Raw genomic sequence first — 16,966 nt, 5'->3', positions numbered from 1 at the left:
ACCCAGGTCATAATTAGGGTAACTAAATACAGAGCTAATTAAAACGGAGCAGCGAACTTTCGCTGCTCCGTTTTTTTGACCAATGTGACACAGGAAAAGAACGAAGATGGCTCCATAAAACTGCACCTATTATTTCTTCATGAATAGACTGATAACTAACAGAGGATTACCTTTTTTCTTCAATCCAAAGTCAAGTGAGGTTCTTATGGCGAAATCCTATACTAAAGCACAGATTCGCAAAATCACCCGTCGTTTCGGCCTGATCCCGTTAAAATCAAGCTTAGTCTCATCATTATACCGAAAAAATGCAGTGATCAAGGTGAAAACGAAAAAAGGAACTTATGCACTAAAGCCCTTTAGTCGTACAAAGATGGTCCGTTCAAATACGATTCAACAGATGGAACGAGCTGCGAGCCATATCAGGCTTTTGAAAAAGAGAAAGTATACTTACATGCCCGCATGGCTCCCCACTCATTCCGGCAAGTTATGGACTCTATATCAGGGGACGCCATTTTATGTAAGTCAGTGGATCAAAGGACGGGGACTGGAGACCGCTGAAGATTTCGAAAAACTGGGGCGGGCACTTGCTACACTTCACGCCACCTCCACCGGCTTGCATCAGATGGATAAAGGAAAATCCCCTCCGACCATTCAACAATTGCGGATATGGAAAAACCAGGATCGTCTTTTTCAAAAAAAAATGACAAAAACCAGTCACCATGATAAAACGTACCGCAACTGGTACAATGCTCACGGCGAAGACTGCAAACGTTTATCCAGGCGAGCATGGAAGGATTTGCAGGACGCATCCATTATAAGGCTGCTTCGGATGGAACATCGTCATCCCTCCTTGATACACAGTGATATCACTACCCCGAATGTCATTATTTCGGATGACGGTCATCTCAAAATCATTGATTGGGATCGGGTTAAGATCGGCTCAGTCTATGCTGATTTGGCAAAGGCCCTTATGAATACGACTCAATTCAATCCTGAATTTGTGCAATCCTTGCTGAAGGGATACCAAAAGAGCAAACCACTAAGCCGTACAGAACGGAAGATTGTCACAGCTTTATATAAACTACCACGAGAAGCCTGGCATGCTTCCCGACACCCGAATCGTTCAAGAGATCGCGAAATCCTGGACAATTGGGATCAGTCGTGGCCTCTTCGATTACAAATCATCCATATTTTGCAGGAGTGGGCTCATGTATAAAAGAAAGTGAGGATCAAAATGTCGATTTTATCGAACGTTGAGCAGATGTACGGAATCAAAATTCAGCGTACCCGTCAAATGAAGGACATTCACAAGATTGAGACCGCTAATACGACTTATTGCTTAAAACCCTACAAATTCCCGGAAGAAGAGATCCGTTTTATTACACGTGTCTTGTCCTACTTGGATGAGCGCGGGTTTACACGCAGCCAAAAGGTCTATCCAACAGTACAACAAACGGCTTACATGACCTATGAAGGTGTTTCGTATACATTAACCAATTGGGTTCATGGACTCAGACCAGAATTCACAAAAAGAATAGACTTCAAAAAGGGAATTGCTACTTTAGCCAAATTCCATTCCAGTGCCGTTGGCTTTCCTATCACTGAAGCTCCGCCATCCAGAATCCGGTATGAAGGCTTGAGCGATGAAATAGCTGGATACAAAAAACGCCTCATCCCATACAGAGGTACAGCACATCTCGTAGCTCTTTGTGAAGAAGTGTCCCATCGCCTACAGCAGCCCAAAGTTAGAGAAGCCATTGCTCAAGAGCAAAAAGCCGCCGCATTTATACACGGCGACTATAATTATCCCAATCTGATTAAAGACAAACAGCTCAAAATCCATATGATCGACTTTGAAAATTGCTCCCTACATGTAAGGATGAAAGATCTCTCCCATCTTCTTCATCGGAATTGTCTTTGGAATGGGACAAAGATGCTGCGCGCGATAGATTACTATCAACGATATCGTCCATTGAGCACCCATGATTTGCATCTGCTTCACGCACTATTGATCTCTCCCTATCATGTGGTCCGCAATATCAGAATAGGCGGCTTCCGTTCTGCCAAGCGAGTCATTCCGTCGTTCGCGCATTTGAACAAATACCGACGTGAACTTAGATCACTCTTATAATCTGTCAGCTTGGAACTAAACAAAAAAACAGACCCGATGAAGCGGTCTGTTTTTTTGTGTTCTGACAACCAACTACAGGAAAAGCGCATGCCGCTAAAGCCAATCGAATTGCTGACTGTACCGGTACAACCAAAAATATATAGCATTGTAAACAGCACTTCCCCCTTCTACAATGATGCTAAGACTCAATGCTTAATGGTTTCGAGAAGAGAATTTGGGAAACTAACAATAGAGGTGATTGTACATGTACACCATGACAAAAGAAGAAATAAAAGCTTATTTAAACAGAATCGGAATTCCCGAAATTCAGCCTCCTACCTTTTCCTATCTAGTTGAGCTGCATAAGGCTCATGTAAAACATCTTTCATGGCAAACTTTGGACATTTTTGCAAGGAAGCCGGCAGCCATTGGTTTTCAAGAATCCGTTCAACTCATTCTACATGGGAGAAGTGGTTATTGTTTCCATCTAAATGGTGCATTTAGTGCACTACTATATTCACTAGGGTACAAAGTTTCTCTGCATCGTGCCGGGGTACAACCTCTGGGAGCTGAACCACGCATTAATTCATTTCATCTTGGACTAACAGTGAACTTGCTAAATGAGCAGCAAGAAGATGAAGTATGGATTGTTGATGTCGGGCTGGGCGATATGCCATATGAGCCTCTTCCACTCCGTATGGGGACTTATGAACAAGCCCCTCTTCATTATAAAGTCATGGAATCCGGGGTTGTTACAAAAGGTTGGCGCTTAGAGCATGACTCGCTTGCTTCATTTGTTGGCGTTGATTTTGCTCCTACGGTTGTTCAGGATTTGGAAGAATTTATGCCGAAACATCATTTCTATAGCCGCTCACCGGAATCTCCATGGTTTAACCTGTTTCTGATTCGGCAAAGGCAAGCATTAGAGGCGAATGAACTCAGAGGATGTATTTGGAAAAAACGCGGGCTAAACGGTTTGGAAAAAATAGAGTTGGATAAGAAGTCGCAGTGGCTGGAAGTGTTGGCAGATGTATTTGGCGAGCCGCTCGTTAACTACAGTCGCCAGGAACGGGACGAGTTATGGAAAAGAGTACTTGCGGCTCATATAGAATGGAAAAAGTCTATGACTGAATCGTTACAATAGTGAAGCCTCCAACGTAAGGATAGCCTTCAAGCCACATCTTACACCTTTAGCATTTCCGAGGAGTGCTGCAGCATTTCCAATTCCTTCACCATGTTTTCGATCAGCTTTGTGAACGAAGCCAATTCCTCTGAGCTGGAAGCCTGTTGCCGGGCACTGGCTGTTGTGACAGCTGTTTCAGATTGCACACTGTCAAGCATACGGGCAATATCCAGCACCTTGCGCTGAATTTGCTCCTGTGCTTGCTTCGAATTAGATGCAAGCTTTCGCACCTCCTGTGCCACAATTTGAAACCCGCGCCCTGCTTCCTGCGCATGGGCAGCCTCAATCGCCGCATTCAGTCCCAGCAGATGAGTCTGATCGGACAGTTCCCGGATCGTACCGCTCATCTGCTCAATATGCTTAATCTCGTCACTCAAATGCTGTACCAATTCCTCTGTATGTTCCTGCGAAGAAGCAGTGTTGCAGGCACTCTCCGCGATATTATCCGTATTTTCCCTAAGCTCAGCAATCATCCCGGTCAAATTTTGCGCAATTCGGGACACAACGGTCAGCACCTGCGTTTGTTCGTCGGCCAGCTCGTTGATTTGTTCCTTTTCCTTTTCCTGATAAGCTTCCAGTACAAGCTGGGAATCCAGGTTAAACATTTTGGAAAGAGCATGCACAATAGAAAACCAATCCTCTATCCCCGAACGCTTTAAAATGTCGACTGCAATATCAAGATAAGCAATGTACGTGCCTAAATAATAATCGGAAGACAATCCGATTCGGGAATGTACCTGCCCCACAAAAAGACGGTGTTCGATAAACTGATCATCTATTTTTCCATCTGCGAGAGAAAGCCAGTATTCACGTTGTGTTTGTTTTAGTCGTTCAATATTCGACCATTTGGAAATAATCGACATAAGATGCGGAACCTTTTCTACATGCTCATAAAACCGATCGACCACCTCATTCACAATAGATTGGAATAGTCCCTGATAATGATGCAATAAAGCCAAATCATCATCAGTAATACCAATATATTGTATCTGTTTTAATCTACTTTCCGCGACATGAATCATAAGTTCCTCCAAATAATAGTTTACATAGATTTTACATTACCATATTTATCGGCAACTTTTTAGAAAATGTTAAAAAAGCAGAAGATTGATTATGATTTTTTTCATAGCAATTTCAGAAAAATTATATATAAACTCAACTGCTTAATGATACAAAAAAAGAATCCGGCAGCACCTGAAATCCCCTGTGCTTGCCGAATTCCCTCTACGAAACACGTTCATCGGATACCTCACAACCGTATGACACCATCCAGATCAACCTATGGTTTCACCATACTGTACTTGTTTATTATTCGTCTTACCGATTCAGGAGGCTACCTACATACCTTAACAGATCGTTGGCGCTGGCTCCTGTGTAGCCGTGCTCCTCAATCAGTCGCTTAATCACCTCATTCATCCGTTTGAGCTGATTAGCGTCAGGCGTTTTGGTTGAAGTCGTAATCTTCACAATATCCTTCAAATCGGCAAACAGCTTCTTCTCAATGGCTTCTCGCAGCCGATCATGATGATGATACTCAAACTTTCGTCCCTTGCGAGAATACGCGGAAATACGGATTAATATTTCTTCACGGAACGCTTTTTTCGCATTTTCCGATACCCCGATTTGCTCCTCAATAGAGCGCATGAGCCGCTCATCCGGGTCGAGTTCCTCATCTGTGAGCGGATCGCGAATTTTCGCCCAATTGCAAAAAGCTTCGATGTTATCCAAATAGTTGTCAAACAGCGTCTTGGCTGATTCCTCGAAAGAGTAGACAAAGGCCTTCTGCACTTCTTTTTTCGCCAATTCGTCATATTCCTTACGAGCCACGGAAATGAAATTCAGATAGCGCTCCCGTTCTTCCTTTGTGATGGAGGCATGTTGATCCAGACCATCCTTAATTGCTCGTAAAATGTCAAGGGCATTGATGGATTCCACATTTTGCTTAATCAATGCACTAGAAATACGATTTATGACGTACCGCGGGTCTACCCCGGACATACCTTCCTCCAGAAACTCACTTTGCATTTCCTTCAGATCGGCTTCCTTGTATCCTTCGACCTCTTCACCGTCATACATGCGCATCTTTTTGACCAGATCCATCCCCTGTTTCTTCGTCTCCTTCAAGCGGGTAAGCACGGAGAAAATGGCAGCCGTTCTCAGCGCATGAGGCGCAATGTGGATATGTCTCATATCACTTTGATCAATGAGCTTGGCGTAAATCTTTTCTTCCTCAGATACTTTCAGGTTATAAGGAATCGGCATTACAATCATCCGTGATTGCAACGCCTCGTTCTTTTTGTTTGCAATAAAGCTTTTATACTCGGATTCATTGGTGTGAGCCACGATCAGTTCATCTGCACTGATGAGCGCAAACCGCCCAGCCTTAAAATTTCCCTCTTGGGTCAGAGAAAGCAAATTCCACAAAAACTTCTCATCGCATTTCAGCATTTCCTGAAACTCCATCAGTCCACGATTCGCTTTGTTCAATTCTCCGTCAAACCGATACGCACGCGGATCAGATTCCGAACCATACTCTGTAATCGTGGAAAAGTCGATGCTGCCCGTCAAATCAGCAATATCCTGTGACTTCGGATCAGAAGGGCTGAACGTACCAATACCAATCCGGTTTTCTTCCGATATAAATACCCGCTCCACGCGGACCTTTTCAATATCACCATCAAATTCCGTGCGCAATCTCATCTGGCAGGATGGGCAGAGATTACCTTCAATCCGTACACCCAGCTCCTTTTCAAAATCGGGACGCAGCTCATGGGGAATCAGATGAAGCGGGTCCTCGTGCATGGGGCAGCCTTCAATCGCGTATACGGCTCCCTGATCCGTTCTTGAAAATTTCTCCAGACCACGTTTTAGCAACGTGACCAGTGTCGATTTCCCCCCACTGACGGGTCCCATCAAAAGAAGGATACGCTTGCGAACATCAAGCCGCCTGGCTGAGGAATGGAAATATTCCTCCACCAACTTTTCCAGCGCTCGATCCAGTCCAAAGATCTCCTGCTCAAAAAATTTGTATCGCTTATGTCCCCCAACCTCTTCTACACCAAAAGATTCAATCATCTTGTAAACCCGTGCATGAGCTGTCATCGCCGGCGTCGGGTCTTTCTTGAGTATCTCAATATACTCTCTAAAAGTGCCGCTCCAGGCCAGACGGTTGTTTTCCGCCCGGTACTCCGCAACGCGTTCAAAAATATTCATGCTCGGTTCCTCCCATGACTGCGTAATGACTATCCTCCACTCCTGATGATTATGGCTACACTCGTCACGCCTTTCAGGATATGATGCAATCCCCTTAAAAAAAAGTGTAATACATACCTATGCAGATTGATTTCAGAATTGACCTATTTTTTGTGACAGGTCTCTCTGCTTTTTCAAAAAAACCAAGGGATACACTGTGCTAAAATATACAACAACAACGCGGACCTGACGCAATATGGTACAATATAAGCTCGGAATAATGGGATAAAGGAGCGGGAGAAGTCATGGCGGTTCGGCATGAGACGGAGCTGTATGCTCCGGTGAAAGCCTTTTTTGAGAACTTGGGATATGAAGTCAAAGGAGAGGTGCGCAACTGCGATTTGGTGGGTATCAAGCCAGGGCAACAGACACCATTGATTGTGGAGATTAAAAAGACGTTTAACCTGGCGCTTGTGCTGCAAGGCATGCAGCGTTTGAAACTAAGCAGCAATGTATATGTAGCTGTAGAACGAAATCGTGCCAAAAAAGGGGCCGTGAATCAACGCTGGAACGAGCTGGTCGGACTGTGCCGCCAGTTGGGACTTGGCTTGCTCACCGTCACCCATTTTAAAACGAAGCCGCCGCTCGTTGAGGTACTGTGTAAGCCTGCGGCGCATAGCGACAATGTCCACAATGCAGCAACGGTACGCCACGGCTCGCGCAAGGAAAAGCTGCTGCGGGAATTTCACGCACGCAGCGGTGACCACAATACCGGCGGCAGCACCCGACGCAAGCTGGTCACTGCCTACCGGGAAAAAGCGCTGCGCGTAGCCGCAGCCTTGCAGGGCTTGGGGGAAGCTGCCCCGGCGCAGCTCGCTCGCATAGCAGCCGTCAGCACAGCTGCTGCCGTACTTCAGCAAAACTACTACGGCTGGTTTGAGCGCGTATCCCGCGGCCGCTATCGACTGACTCCGTTTGGCGAAGCTGCCCTGAACGAGTATGCGGCAGTACTGCAAGAGCATGGCATAAAAACGGCCGCTGAAATAGACGCAGAGCTTGACGAGGACAGTGAACAGCTCCAGATTGCGGAAGCGCCAATCACTTACTCCACCGTTGTTGTGGAAGCGGAGGATGACTGACATGGGGCGATGGTTTTCGCTAGCTCCGCGCAGTAAATTCGCTAATCGTTTCACCGATCAGATTCATGCCCATAAGCAATTGCTCACGGCCCGGATGGCTAAAATTAAGGCGAATATGGGACGCGCCTTCACTGCCAACCGCACATAGCGCACCTGGCATAAAGGCTACGCCTTTGGGTAACGCCGCCTTTAGCAGCAATGCGCTGTCCAGCCCATCGGGCAACTGCACCCATACATACATGCCACCGGACGGAATATGATACGTCACGTCTTTCCAAAACGGGCGCTTGAGCAGCTCCAAGATCAATTGAAGTCGAGTCGAATATTCCTTGTTCAGCATCGCTAAGTGCTCATGCCATTGAAAACGCGAGCTGGTCAGCAATTGGAACAGCAGCCGTTGGTTCATCGTACTGGATTGCATATCAGCCAGCTGCTTCAAGGCGTACATCCCTTCAATCAGCGGTGCAGGACCAGCAGCCCACCCCGTTCTCAGCGCAGGAGCAACTGTTTTATTGAACGAACCGATATAGAGCACTTGGCCGCCCTGACCCGCATGATCCAGCGCAAATAGGGAGGGGTAAGTCTCTGCAAATTTTCGACTCTGACCATGTGGACTCTTGTCATGGAACTCATTTTTTTGCTTCAAATGCAATTCACCATAAGAATCATCCTCAACTACTAGCACCTCATGATGCCTGCACAGGTCCAAAATTTCCTGCCGCCTAGCCGCGCTCCATAAGGAGCCCGTCGGATTCGTAAACGTCGGCGTGGCAAAAAAAAGCTTGGGTCGATAACGGATCATTAAAGCTTCAAGCTTATCAGGAATGACACCTTCCCCATCTGATTCTACAGGAACGATCTGCGCACCCTGCATAGATAGCACTTGTAAACATCCAGGAGACGAAGGGTTTTCGACCAATACCGGATCACGCTCATCCACCATCAGCCTTATGATCAGGTCAATGGCCTGCTGACTGCCTGTCGTGAGGAGGATTTGACCTGGTGGTACTCTTACTCCTTTACGCTGTTCCCACTCTCCCGCAAGCCATGCCCGCAAAGGGAAATAGCCCTCCGGTTCACCATACTGGAGGGCGTCAGGGCCGGAGCCAAACACATCATGGGCTGCTTCTTCCAGCAACTTCACCGGAAACAGCTCTTGTGCAGGTAGTTCTTCAGCCAGAGATATAAAGGAGTGTCTTCTCGCATTTTCCCGGATATGACGCACTGGAGAAGCCAACATCGCAGCCGTTCGTGAAGCAAAGGAATATTGCATGAACATCCTCCTTCTCCTGAAAAATAGGTCATGATCTCCGGGCTGACGCATCAGGCATATAGCTGCTTCATCTGACGCGCATATAAGGCATAACGTTCAATCGCCTGCGCCCGGCTGGACACGCCTAATTTCGCATAAATTTTACGTAGGTAATTATCAATGGAGCGCCGGCTAACTTCGATCTCGATAGCAATTTTGTCATATGTAATTCCTTGTACAATACGTTCCATAATAAACACTTCGGTTTGTGTCAATTCGTCAAAAGGCTCGGATGCCATTAACGGCATAAAGGGCCAGTTTCCATACCGAATCCAATCCATTGGTAAAGAAGCAAATCCTTCGCGCAAACCATTGATCAGATGGATTAACTGGCTCGGTGATGCCTGTTTGGATAACATTCCATTTGCTCCGAGCGAAATTAGCTGCTGAAACAACGTAATATTATCCTCATCCGTCATAATAACAATATGGCTGTCCGGAGACAAGGCCCGCATTTGTGTCAAAAATGGTTCCGCCGTTCCCTCAGGCAACCTGTAGTCCATTAAAATGATTTCCGGTCGAATAGAGCAAGCCAGCTCCAAGCCTTCCGTTCCGGAGGAAGACATCCCTCTGACAAGCAAATCCTGCTGGTCTTCCAAAATAAGCTTTGTTCCCAGCATACTTGTAGGATGGATATCTATGATGACCACCTGCCATACTTTTCTCATATCTAAACCTCCTGAGTTTACAAAAAAATACATAGTTAGTAGCGAAAATAATTCTAAAATTAGGGATTGCATATGTAGAAATTGCGCGAATGTGAACGTATAGGAAGCGAAAAACGTTTAAGGAAATTGTATCCTAGGACTTCCTTCCGATGCAATCTCTTTTTCCAATATTTTTATACGACTATTTCGCTTTTGCGAAATAAATAGGCCCATGATAGAATTGGTACTGCAAATAAAGACTGGAAATTTGACTTTACACGGGAGTTGAAAATCGTATGCAAGCTTCACCTGAACGTCCTCCTGCCGAAGCTCGGCGGAGCAATTCAAGAAAGGGGTTACCCGTAAAGGCTTTTCTGCTATTTTGGTTCATTCTTATTATACTAGGTGCTCTCGCAACCTATCTGTATAGCAATCACTTGAAACAGCAAATGCTAAACGAGATGCAAACCCATACAGACCAACAGATTCAAGCACTCAAATCTGACTATGAAAAGCAACTGACTGCTCTTTCCAAGGAAGTTAGCGGATTGCAGGGAAAAGTCCAGTCCTTCAATGAACTACTGACCTTTACAAAGGATAATGCAAACAATAAGACCGATAACAGCAACAAACTGTATACCCAATTAAATGAAGTCAAACAGCAACTCAATACACTTCAGAAAAAAATGGACTTGCTAAAATGAATGTAGACGCAAAACAAGTGAACCGGTTCTTTATGTTGGCCCTTGCTCCTTTTATCGGCTTGTTGGGGTATATTTTGTTAGTGCATCCCTCATTGAGCTTTCCTGGGTCTACTTCTTTGAGTCTGCAAAAAGCTGAAGTCACTCTACAAATGCAATCAGTAGGCAAGCAGCTTGATGAAGCCAAGCAAACGGCAACATACACCTTGTCTACAATTCGCCGGACTTCTGAGCTATACAAACAAACAACTCAAACGATGAATCAGCTTGTCGTGACTGCCTCTACGCAGTCCAAGCGGCCCGCGATTATCTATGATCGACGCATCACCGCCAAACTGGGGGTTCCCTATGAGCGGGTAGATAGCAATCGGATTACCATTGAATTATTTAAGGTAAACCCGGGAATTTATCATGGCTACGCTATGAAGGTCAAACTTAAAGATCCTACTGCTATGAAAATGTCTTTGGGAAGTGACAAATTGGGTGGCTCCGAAACCACCATGCGTGCAGTCTTGAGACACGGAGCTATTGCAGGCATCAATGCAGGCGGCTTTGCGGATGGAGACGGCAAACGCTATCCATTAAGCACTACTGTCTTGAACGGCCACTACCTTACTGGCTTTCAGTCCAGTTTTAAGGATTTGTCCTTCGTCGGACTGAGTAACGATGGCAAGCTTATCGGTGGCAAATTTTACAGTCAAGGTGCTCTTGACAGCTTAAAGCCTGCCTTTGGTGCTACCTTCGTTCCCGTCCTGCTGCAAAGAGGACAAAAAATGCCTATTCCTGACAAATGGAAAGTCTCCCCCAAGCGGGCCCCACGTACGGTCATTGGCAACTATAAAGATGATCAGTTGCTCATTATTGTCGTAGACGGCTACTATGAAAGCGGGGGTTCGGGCGCGACGCTCGAAGAACTGCAAGGAAAAATGTACAATCTAGGTGTTCAAGATGCCTATAATTTGGACGGAGGCGGTTCCTCGTCGCTTATACTTAACGGTCGAGTCGTAAACAAACCGTCAGATGGTAATTTGCGTCCAGTCCCTACTCATTTTTTGTTCTATAAATAGCTATGTGTAGTCTGCTAACAAATTAAATATGCTTGCCGACGTACGGCTCTATCCGAAAAAAAGCATCACGAACGAATGTCGTGATGCTTTTGCCTCATTTAGGAGGAATACTGTGTCATTTCTGTCAGGCATTGAGCACAAATATAACGGTCTTTGAAATCGTTCACTTGTTCTACTGACCCGCAGAATACACATTTTGGACGATAACGCTCCAAAATAATGTGGTCACCCTGAACCAAAATTTCGACAGGATCTCCCTCATTCATTTGATATCTTTTACGCAGTGACTTAGGCAAAACTATTCTCCCCAGCTGATCAACTTTACGTACCACACCGGCAGGTTTCATCGTGATCGTACACCTCTCCTATTGAGTAATAACTTACAAATTTCTTACCATGCGAAAAACTAGGTACAAAGACACTATTCTTTATGTAGTATTCGCTGTCTTTTTGTCGAATCCTGCTGATCACAGGAAATTTTATTACATTTTTTCATAAAATCATGAACCATATCAAAGTATGGTACAGAATGTCTGTAATATTTTTATCGACCGGAAAGCCAATTATCATTAGCCCTCGCTGAGAAATTTCGCAAATTTTTGACCATACAACCCTTATTTTAGTTCCACTATCATGTAGATTTGAGCAATATAGGTGAAACTTTTATTACCAACTAAGGTCCTGGTTCTTTATTCGCATTTATACTTGTTCACTCGATGTTCTTTACGATAAACCTGGAAAATCCATTTGTCTCAACGCTTCATATACGATAATCGCAGCGGAATTCGACAAGTTTAGAGATCTTACTTTATCTGACATAGGCATCTTGATGCATGTATTTGGATTAGCAGCTAGCAGCTCTGGCGGCAAACCTTTCGTTTCTTTACCAAATACCAAGAAGTCTCCATCCTGAAATGCAATATCACTATATCGCTGATTCGCTTTGGTCGTCGCATAAAAAAAGCGACCTTCCTGATATTTCTCCTGCACTTCAGCAAAAGACTCATGATATTCAATGTGGACAGCATACCAATAATCAAGTCCGGCCCGTTTTAACGTGGCATCGTCGGTTCGGAAGCCCAGTGGCTTCACCAGATGTAGATGAGTTCCGGTTGCAGCACACGTTCTAGCAATATTCCCTGTGTTAGCCGGGATTTCCGGCTCGACAAGCACAATATGTAATGGCATCACGTTTCGTTCCCTTCATTTTAAATTCATAATTCATCAGACAAATAACCTACAGTTTAACCAAAGTGTATACATTAAAAACATACACATTCTTTTATTTTAACAAAATCAGACAGATATGAACATCAAACGACAAAAATTTCAACCCACACCACTAAAAGCCTTCCCCTATACACATTCAGGGAAGGCTCTACATTTACTTTTTCGATTTTAAATATCGTGTATCGAAATATATGTCCGCGTAATTAACTGTTACGTTGCTTGAATCCGTCCATAAACTCGGCTAATGCTTGACAGTTCTCCAGTGGAACAGCATTGTAGATCGAGGCGCGAAGCCCTCCTACACTGCGATGTCCCTTCAGTCCGATAAATCCGGCCTGTTCGGATTCCTTAATAAATTGTTTTTCCAGATCCTCATTCGCGAGGCGGAAGGTTACATTCATGATAGAGCGATCAGCGCTGTCCACACAACCACGATAGAAGCCTTCGCTACTGTCAATACGGTTGTATAGCAAAGCAGCTTTCTGCTGGTTCACACGCTCAATGCCTTCCAAACCGCCTTCTTCCTGAATCCATTTCAGCACTTCATTCACCATGTATATGGCAAAGGATGGGGGAGTATTGTAGAGAGAGTTATTTTTTTCATATGTGCTATAACGCAACATCGTAGGAATATTGTCCGGTGAGGAAGTCAGCAACTCTTCACGGGCAATCACGACCGTCACACCAGAAGGTCCCAGATTTTTTTGTGCGCCAGCATAAATCAATCCAAATTGAGTAACATCAAAAGGCTTGCAAAAAATATCACTGGACATGTCCACAATCAAGGGTACGGAACCCGTATCCGGGAATTGCTTAAATTGTGTACCTTCAATTGTTTCGTTGGACGTCATATGCACATAAGCAGTATTCTCAGGCAAGTCCAAGGAATCCACATTCGGAAGACGCATGTACTTCTCATCAGCGGAGGATGCAGCAACATGAGCCTTGCCCAGTAGCTTGGCTTCTTTATATGCCTTGTCCGACCAGCTACCTGTCATTACATAGCTCCCAGTCTGTCCTTCGCGCAAGAAATTTAAAGGCAGCATTGCAAACTGCGTACTTGCGCCCCCTTGTAGGAATAACACCTTGTAGCCTTGTGGATTGCCCAGCAGAGATAACAGGCGTTCCTGCGCCTCATTATGAACAGATTCATACACAGCTCCACGGTGAGACATTTCCATGATCGACATCCCTGTTCCCTGGAAATCTACGAATTCAGCTTGTACACGTTCTAGTACTTTGAGCGGCAATGCCGCTGGTCCTGCATTAAAATTGTAGGCTCTCTTACTCAACAAATTCCCATCCCTTCTCTACTCTGGTGTGGATATTATCGCTATGATAGCAGTATTCATAAATGCGTTCAAGACTTGTATAAAAATGTTTTCAATTTCATTTATGATGTGACAGAGTTGTGAATGTCAACATATTTAACATCTTTATTCTGTGATTTTCACTTTAATATTAAAAGGTCCCCGGCATAAGACCGGAGACCTATTTTGAATAACAACTGTTACCCGTAAGCTAATGCTTGTTATTCAAAGCAGCTATGCTATCGACTTATTAGCAGTCAAAATACAGGCTGTATTCGTGTGGATGAACACGGATATTCACCGATTTAGCTTCAGAACGTTTGAGCTCTACATAGTTATCAATAAAGTCCTTCGTAAATACGCCGCCTTCAGTCAAGAATTCGTAGTCAGCTTCCAGAGCGTCCAGAGCCTCATCCAATGAACCAGGTACGCTACGGATTTTACCTTTTTCAGCGTCAGACAGCTCGTAGATGTTGCTGTCAAGTGGACCATATCCCAATTCGATTGGGTTCAGTTTGCGCTTGATGCCATCCAGACCCGCCATCAGCATTGCTGAGAAGGCAAGGTAAGGGTTAGCTGTGGAGTCCGGTGTACGGAACTCGATCCGACAGCCTTTTGGAGTAACAGCTGCTACTGGAATACGTACAGCCGCAGAACGGTTACCTTTGGAGAATACCAGGTTAACTGGTGCTTCGTAGCCAGGAACGAGACGTTTGAACGAGTTGGTGCTTGGGTTGGTCAAAGCGATCAACGCAGGTGCGTGGTACAGAATACCGCCAATGTAATGAAGAGCCATTTCGCTCAGATTAGCATAACCACCTTTTTCGTAGAACAAAGGAGTGTCGCCATCGAAAATGGATTGGTGAACGTGCATACCACTTCCGTTGTCTCCGAAAATTGGTTTCGGCATAAATGTTGCTACTTTACCATATTGACGAGCCGTGTTGTGTACAATGTATTTATAAACGAGCAGGTTATCTGCTGTTTTCTTGAGTGTGTCAAAACGGAAGTTGATTTCCGCTTGGCCTGCCGTAGCTACCTCATGGTGATGGCGCTCAATTCTCAGACCTGCTTCTTCAAGCAAACGGCACATTTCACTACGGATATCTTGTTGGGTGTCTACTGGCGCTACAGGTACATATCCGCCCTTCACCCCCACTTTAAAGCCCAGGTTGCCGCCTTCTTCCTTACGGTTCGTGTTCCAAGCTGCTTCCTCGGAATCTACGAAGAAGGAGGAACTGTTCATGCCGCTTTCGTAGCGTACATCATCAAAGATGAAAAACTCGGACTCAGGTGCAAAAAATGCTGCTGTGCCCACTCCTGCCGATTGCAGAAATGCCTCAGCTTTTTTTGCGATGCCGCGAGGATCGCGGTCGTATTTTTCGCCGTCTGGCGTAGCAATGTCACACAGGATATTCAGTGTAGGATGCTGAGTGAAAGGGTCGATAAAAACCGCTTCTGGATCGGGCAGCATAACCATGTCGGATTCCTCAATGCCACGATAGCCGGGAATGGAAGAACCGTCGAAAGCAACACCGTTAACAAATGTCTCTTCATCTACTTCGGAAGCTGGCAATGAAATATGGTGAGCACGACCAGACAAATCTACAAAACGAAAATCTACCCACTCAATATTATTTTCCTGAATTGTTTTCAATACGTTTTCAACGGACATGTCTTCTTCCTCCCAATTTTTCCGAACATTAAGTCTTATACAACCCTGAAATGTTCATGATCGAATGTTTTTTCTGTCGTCATTATAAATCTCAAACATGACACGGGTCAATAGCTATGTAAGGTATTTTTTAAACTAATGTTAGATATGCTTACGCCCTTGATAACATTTGAATAGCACAAAAAGCCCGAAACATCGGGCTTTTAGGCAATTTAAATCTCATTACTGCGTTGCAGCAAAACTTTTATGCATTAATGTTAAACATTGGTTTTAAGCAATGGTAGTAGGCGTGTGAAATTTTTTCCCCACAGCAGGAGCCAATATTTCCAAATCTTTTAGCAAATCTGAAAATTGATCTGGGAACAGGGATTGTACGCCGTCACCCGTCATCGAGTTGTCAGGGTCTGTATGCATCTCAATAATTAAACCATCCGCTCCGGCAGCTACCGAAGCCTTCGTCATAGGAACAACCAGTTCACGTCTACCTGTGCCATGGCTAGGATCGGAAATGACCGGCAAATGGCTCAACTGTTGCAACACAGGGATCGCGGACAAGTCGAGCGTATTTCTAGTGTAGGTTTCGAATGTACGAATACCGCGCTCACACAGCATAACATTCGGATTGCCACCTGCCAAGATGTACTCGGCAGCATTCAAGAACTCGTCATAAGTCGAGCTAAAGCCGCGTTTGAGCAACACTGGCTTGCCGCAAGTACCCAACTTACGCAGTAGATCGAAGTTTTGCATATTACGTGTACCTACTTGCAGGATATCGGCATATTCCGCACAAATGTCTACGTATTCAGGTGTCATAACCTCTGTGATGGTCAGGAGGTCGTGCTTTTGACCTGCCTCAGCCATCATGATCAAACCTTCTACACCAGTTCCCTGGAAGCTATAAGGCCCTGTACGCGGCTTAAAAGCACCTCCACGGAGAACTTGCGCACCTGCTGCTTTGACCAATCCAGCAATTTCATCTATCTGTGCAGCAGATTCAACGGCACATGGTCCACCCATAATGACAAGCTCGCCCCCGCCGATATTTACACCTTTAATAGAGATAACCGTATTTTCCGGATGAAAATCACGGCTGGCCAATTTATAGGACTTCGATATTTTAACCACATTTTCTACGCCTTTCATTTGACGCAGATGTTCAGCCAGCTTGGGCTCTACGCTACCGATCAGTCCGATGATCGTGCGATCCGATCCCCTTGATACATGAGCCTGCAATCCTTCTTTCTCAATAACTTCAACAATAGCTTGAATATGCTCTTCAGGTGTTTGAACACCAGCGATAACGATCATTTTTTTCTTCCTCTCTATAAAACATATTTTATAAACCAAAATACAGGTTAATATTATGACACTTAGACGCTTGTTCGCTTTTAAGCTTTTAT

The 16,966-nt window shown here is 44.9% G+C and carries 15 protein-coding genes; 6 read left to right on the top strand and 9 right to left on the bottom strand.

The window, feature by feature from the left end:
• Positions 1–205 precede the first annotated feature (205 nt).
• The 3 genes from MHI21_RS07800 (at position 206) to MHI21_RS07790 (ending at position 3,254) form a co-directional block, all read left to right on the top strand.
• Positions 206–1,216 (top strand): aminoglycoside phosphotransferase family protein, encoded by a 1,011-nt coding sequence (locus MHI21_RS07800; protein ID WP_341161912.1) that lies wholly within the window; start codon positions 206–208, stop codon positions 1,214–1,216.
• An 18-nt stretch (positions 1,217–1,234) separates the two neighbouring features.
• Complete coding sequence (locus tag MHI21_RS07795; protein ID WP_209949850.1) at positions 1,235–2,131, top strand: aminoglycoside phosphotransferase family protein; 897 nt, start codon at positions 1,235–1,237, stop codon at positions 2,129–2,131.
• Positions 2,132–2,375: 244 nt separating this feature from the next.
• Positions 2,376–3,254, top strand: coding sequence for an arylamine N-acetyltransferase (locus MHI21_RS07790; RefSeq protein ID WP_342419751.1), 879 nt, complete (start codon positions 2,376–2,378; stop codon positions 3,252–3,254).
• Between the two features lie 38 nt (positions 3,255–3,292).
• Here MHI21_RS07790 and MHI21_RS07785 read toward each other — a convergent pair whose 3' ends face one another.
• Together MHI21_RS07785 and MHI21_RS07780 are read right to left on the bottom strand one after the other, a co-directional pair.
• A complete protein-coding gene (locus MHI21_RS07785) occupies positions 3,293–4,315 on the bottom strand; it encodes a globin-coupled sensor protein (RefSeq protein ID WP_061831409.1) in 1,023 nt (340 codons plus the stop codon).
• A 295-nt stretch (positions 4,316–4,610) separates the two neighbouring features.
• Positions 4,611–6,506: a PrkA family serine protein kinase gene (locus MHI21_RS07780; RefSeq protein WP_165176125.1), complete on the bottom strand. Its 1,896-nt coding sequence runs from the start codon at positions 6,504–6,506 to the stop codon at positions 4,611–4,613.
• Between the two features lie 284 nt (positions 6,507–6,790).
• Between MHI21_RS07780 and MHI21_RS07775 the strand changes: the two genes are divergently transcribed.
• Positions 6,791–7,624 carry a DUF2161 family putative PD-(D/E)XK-type phosphodiesterase gene (locus MHI21_RS07775; protein WP_342419750.1) on the top strand — a complete coding sequence of 278 codons (834 nt, stop codon included), beginning with the start codon at positions 6,791–6,793 and terminating at the stop codon, positions 7,622–7,624.
• A 19-nt stretch (positions 7,625–7,643) separates the two neighbouring features.
• Here MHI21_RS07775 and MHI21_RS07770 read toward each other — a convergent pair whose 3' ends face one another.
• Together MHI21_RS07770 and MHI21_RS07765 are read right to left on the bottom strand one after the other, a co-directional pair.
• On the bottom strand, positions 7,644–8,897 hold the full coding sequence (locus MHI21_RS07770) for a PLP-dependent aminotransferase family protein (protein WP_342419749.1): 1,254 nt from the start codon (positions 8,895–8,897) through the stop codon (positions 7,644–7,646).
• Positions 8,898–8,947: 50 nt separating this feature from the next.
• Complete coding sequence (locus MHI21_RS07765) at positions 8,948–9,604, bottom strand: response regulator transcription factor (RefSeq protein ID WP_069291493.1); 657 nt, start codon at positions 9,602–9,604, stop codon at positions 8,948–8,950.
• Positions 9,605–9,879: 275 nt separating this feature from the next.
• Here MHI21_RS07765 and MHI21_RS07760 point away from each other — a divergent pair, with 275 nt between their 5' ends.
• Entirely contained in the window at positions 9,880–10,287 is a 408-nt protein-coding gene (locus MHI21_RS07760; RefSeq protein ID WP_013309441.1) for a hypothetical protein, read from the top strand.
• Positions 10,284–11,351: a phosphodiester glycosidase family protein gene (locus MHI21_RS07755; RefSeq protein WP_342419748.1), complete on the top strand. Its 1,068-nt coding sequence runs from the start codon at positions 10,284–10,286 to the stop codon at positions 11,349–11,351. Before MHI21_RS07760 ends, MHI21_RS07755 begins: the two co-directional genes overlap by 4 nt.
• Positions 11,352–11,449: 98 nt before the next feature.
• Here MHI21_RS07755 and MHI21_RS07750 read toward each other — a convergent pair whose 3' ends face one another.
• From MHI21_RS07750 to aroF, 5 genes are all read right to left on the bottom strand, one after another.
• Positions 11,450–11,698, bottom strand: coding sequence for an AbrB/MazE/SpoVT family DNA-binding domain-containing protein (locus MHI21_RS07750; protein ID WP_013309439.1), 249 nt, complete (start codon positions 11,696–11,698; stop codon positions 11,450–11,452).
• Between the two features lie 376 nt (positions 11,699–12,074).
• Entirely contained in the window at positions 12,075–12,539 is a 465-nt protein-coding gene (gene trmL / locus MHI21_RS07745; protein WP_061829161.1) for a tRNA (uridine(34)/cytosine(34)/5-carboxymethylaminomethyluridine(34)-2'-O)-methyltransferase TrmL, read from the bottom strand.
• Positions 12,540–12,784: 245 nt separating this feature from the next.
• On the bottom strand, positions 12,785–13,876 hold the full coding sequence (serC, locus tag MHI21_RS07740; RefSeq protein ID WP_342419747.1) for a 3-phosphoserine/phosphohydroxythreonine transaminase: 1,092 nt from the start codon (positions 13,874–13,876) through the stop codon (positions 12,785–12,787).
• 265 nt (positions 13,877–14,141) lie between these two features.
• Positions 14,142–15,566 carry a type I glutamate--ammonia ligase gene (glnA, locus tag MHI21_RS07735; protein WP_061829159.1) on the bottom strand — a complete coding sequence of 475 codons (1,425 nt, stop codon included), beginning with the start codon at positions 15,564–15,566 and terminating at the stop codon, positions 14,142–14,144.
• Between the two features lie 270 nt (positions 15,567–15,836).
• Positions 15,837–16,874 carry a 3-deoxy-7-phosphoheptulonate synthase gene (gene aroF / locus MHI21_RS07730; RefSeq protein WP_341161918.1) on the bottom strand — a complete coding sequence of 346 codons (1,038 nt, stop codon included), beginning with the start codon at positions 16,872–16,874 and terminating at the stop codon, positions 15,837–15,839.
• Between the last annotated feature and the right edge of the window lie 92 nt (positions 16,875–16,966).

It is taken from the genome of Paenibacillus sp. FSL H8-0168, from assembly GCF_038592955.1.
GTDB classification, from domain to species: Bacteria; Bacillota; Bacilli; order Paenibacillales; family Paenibacillaceae; genus Paenibacillus; species Paenibacillus polymyxa_B.
Note: the sequence above shows the minus strand (reverse complement) of the source record. Positions and strands in the feature narration are given on the sequence as shown.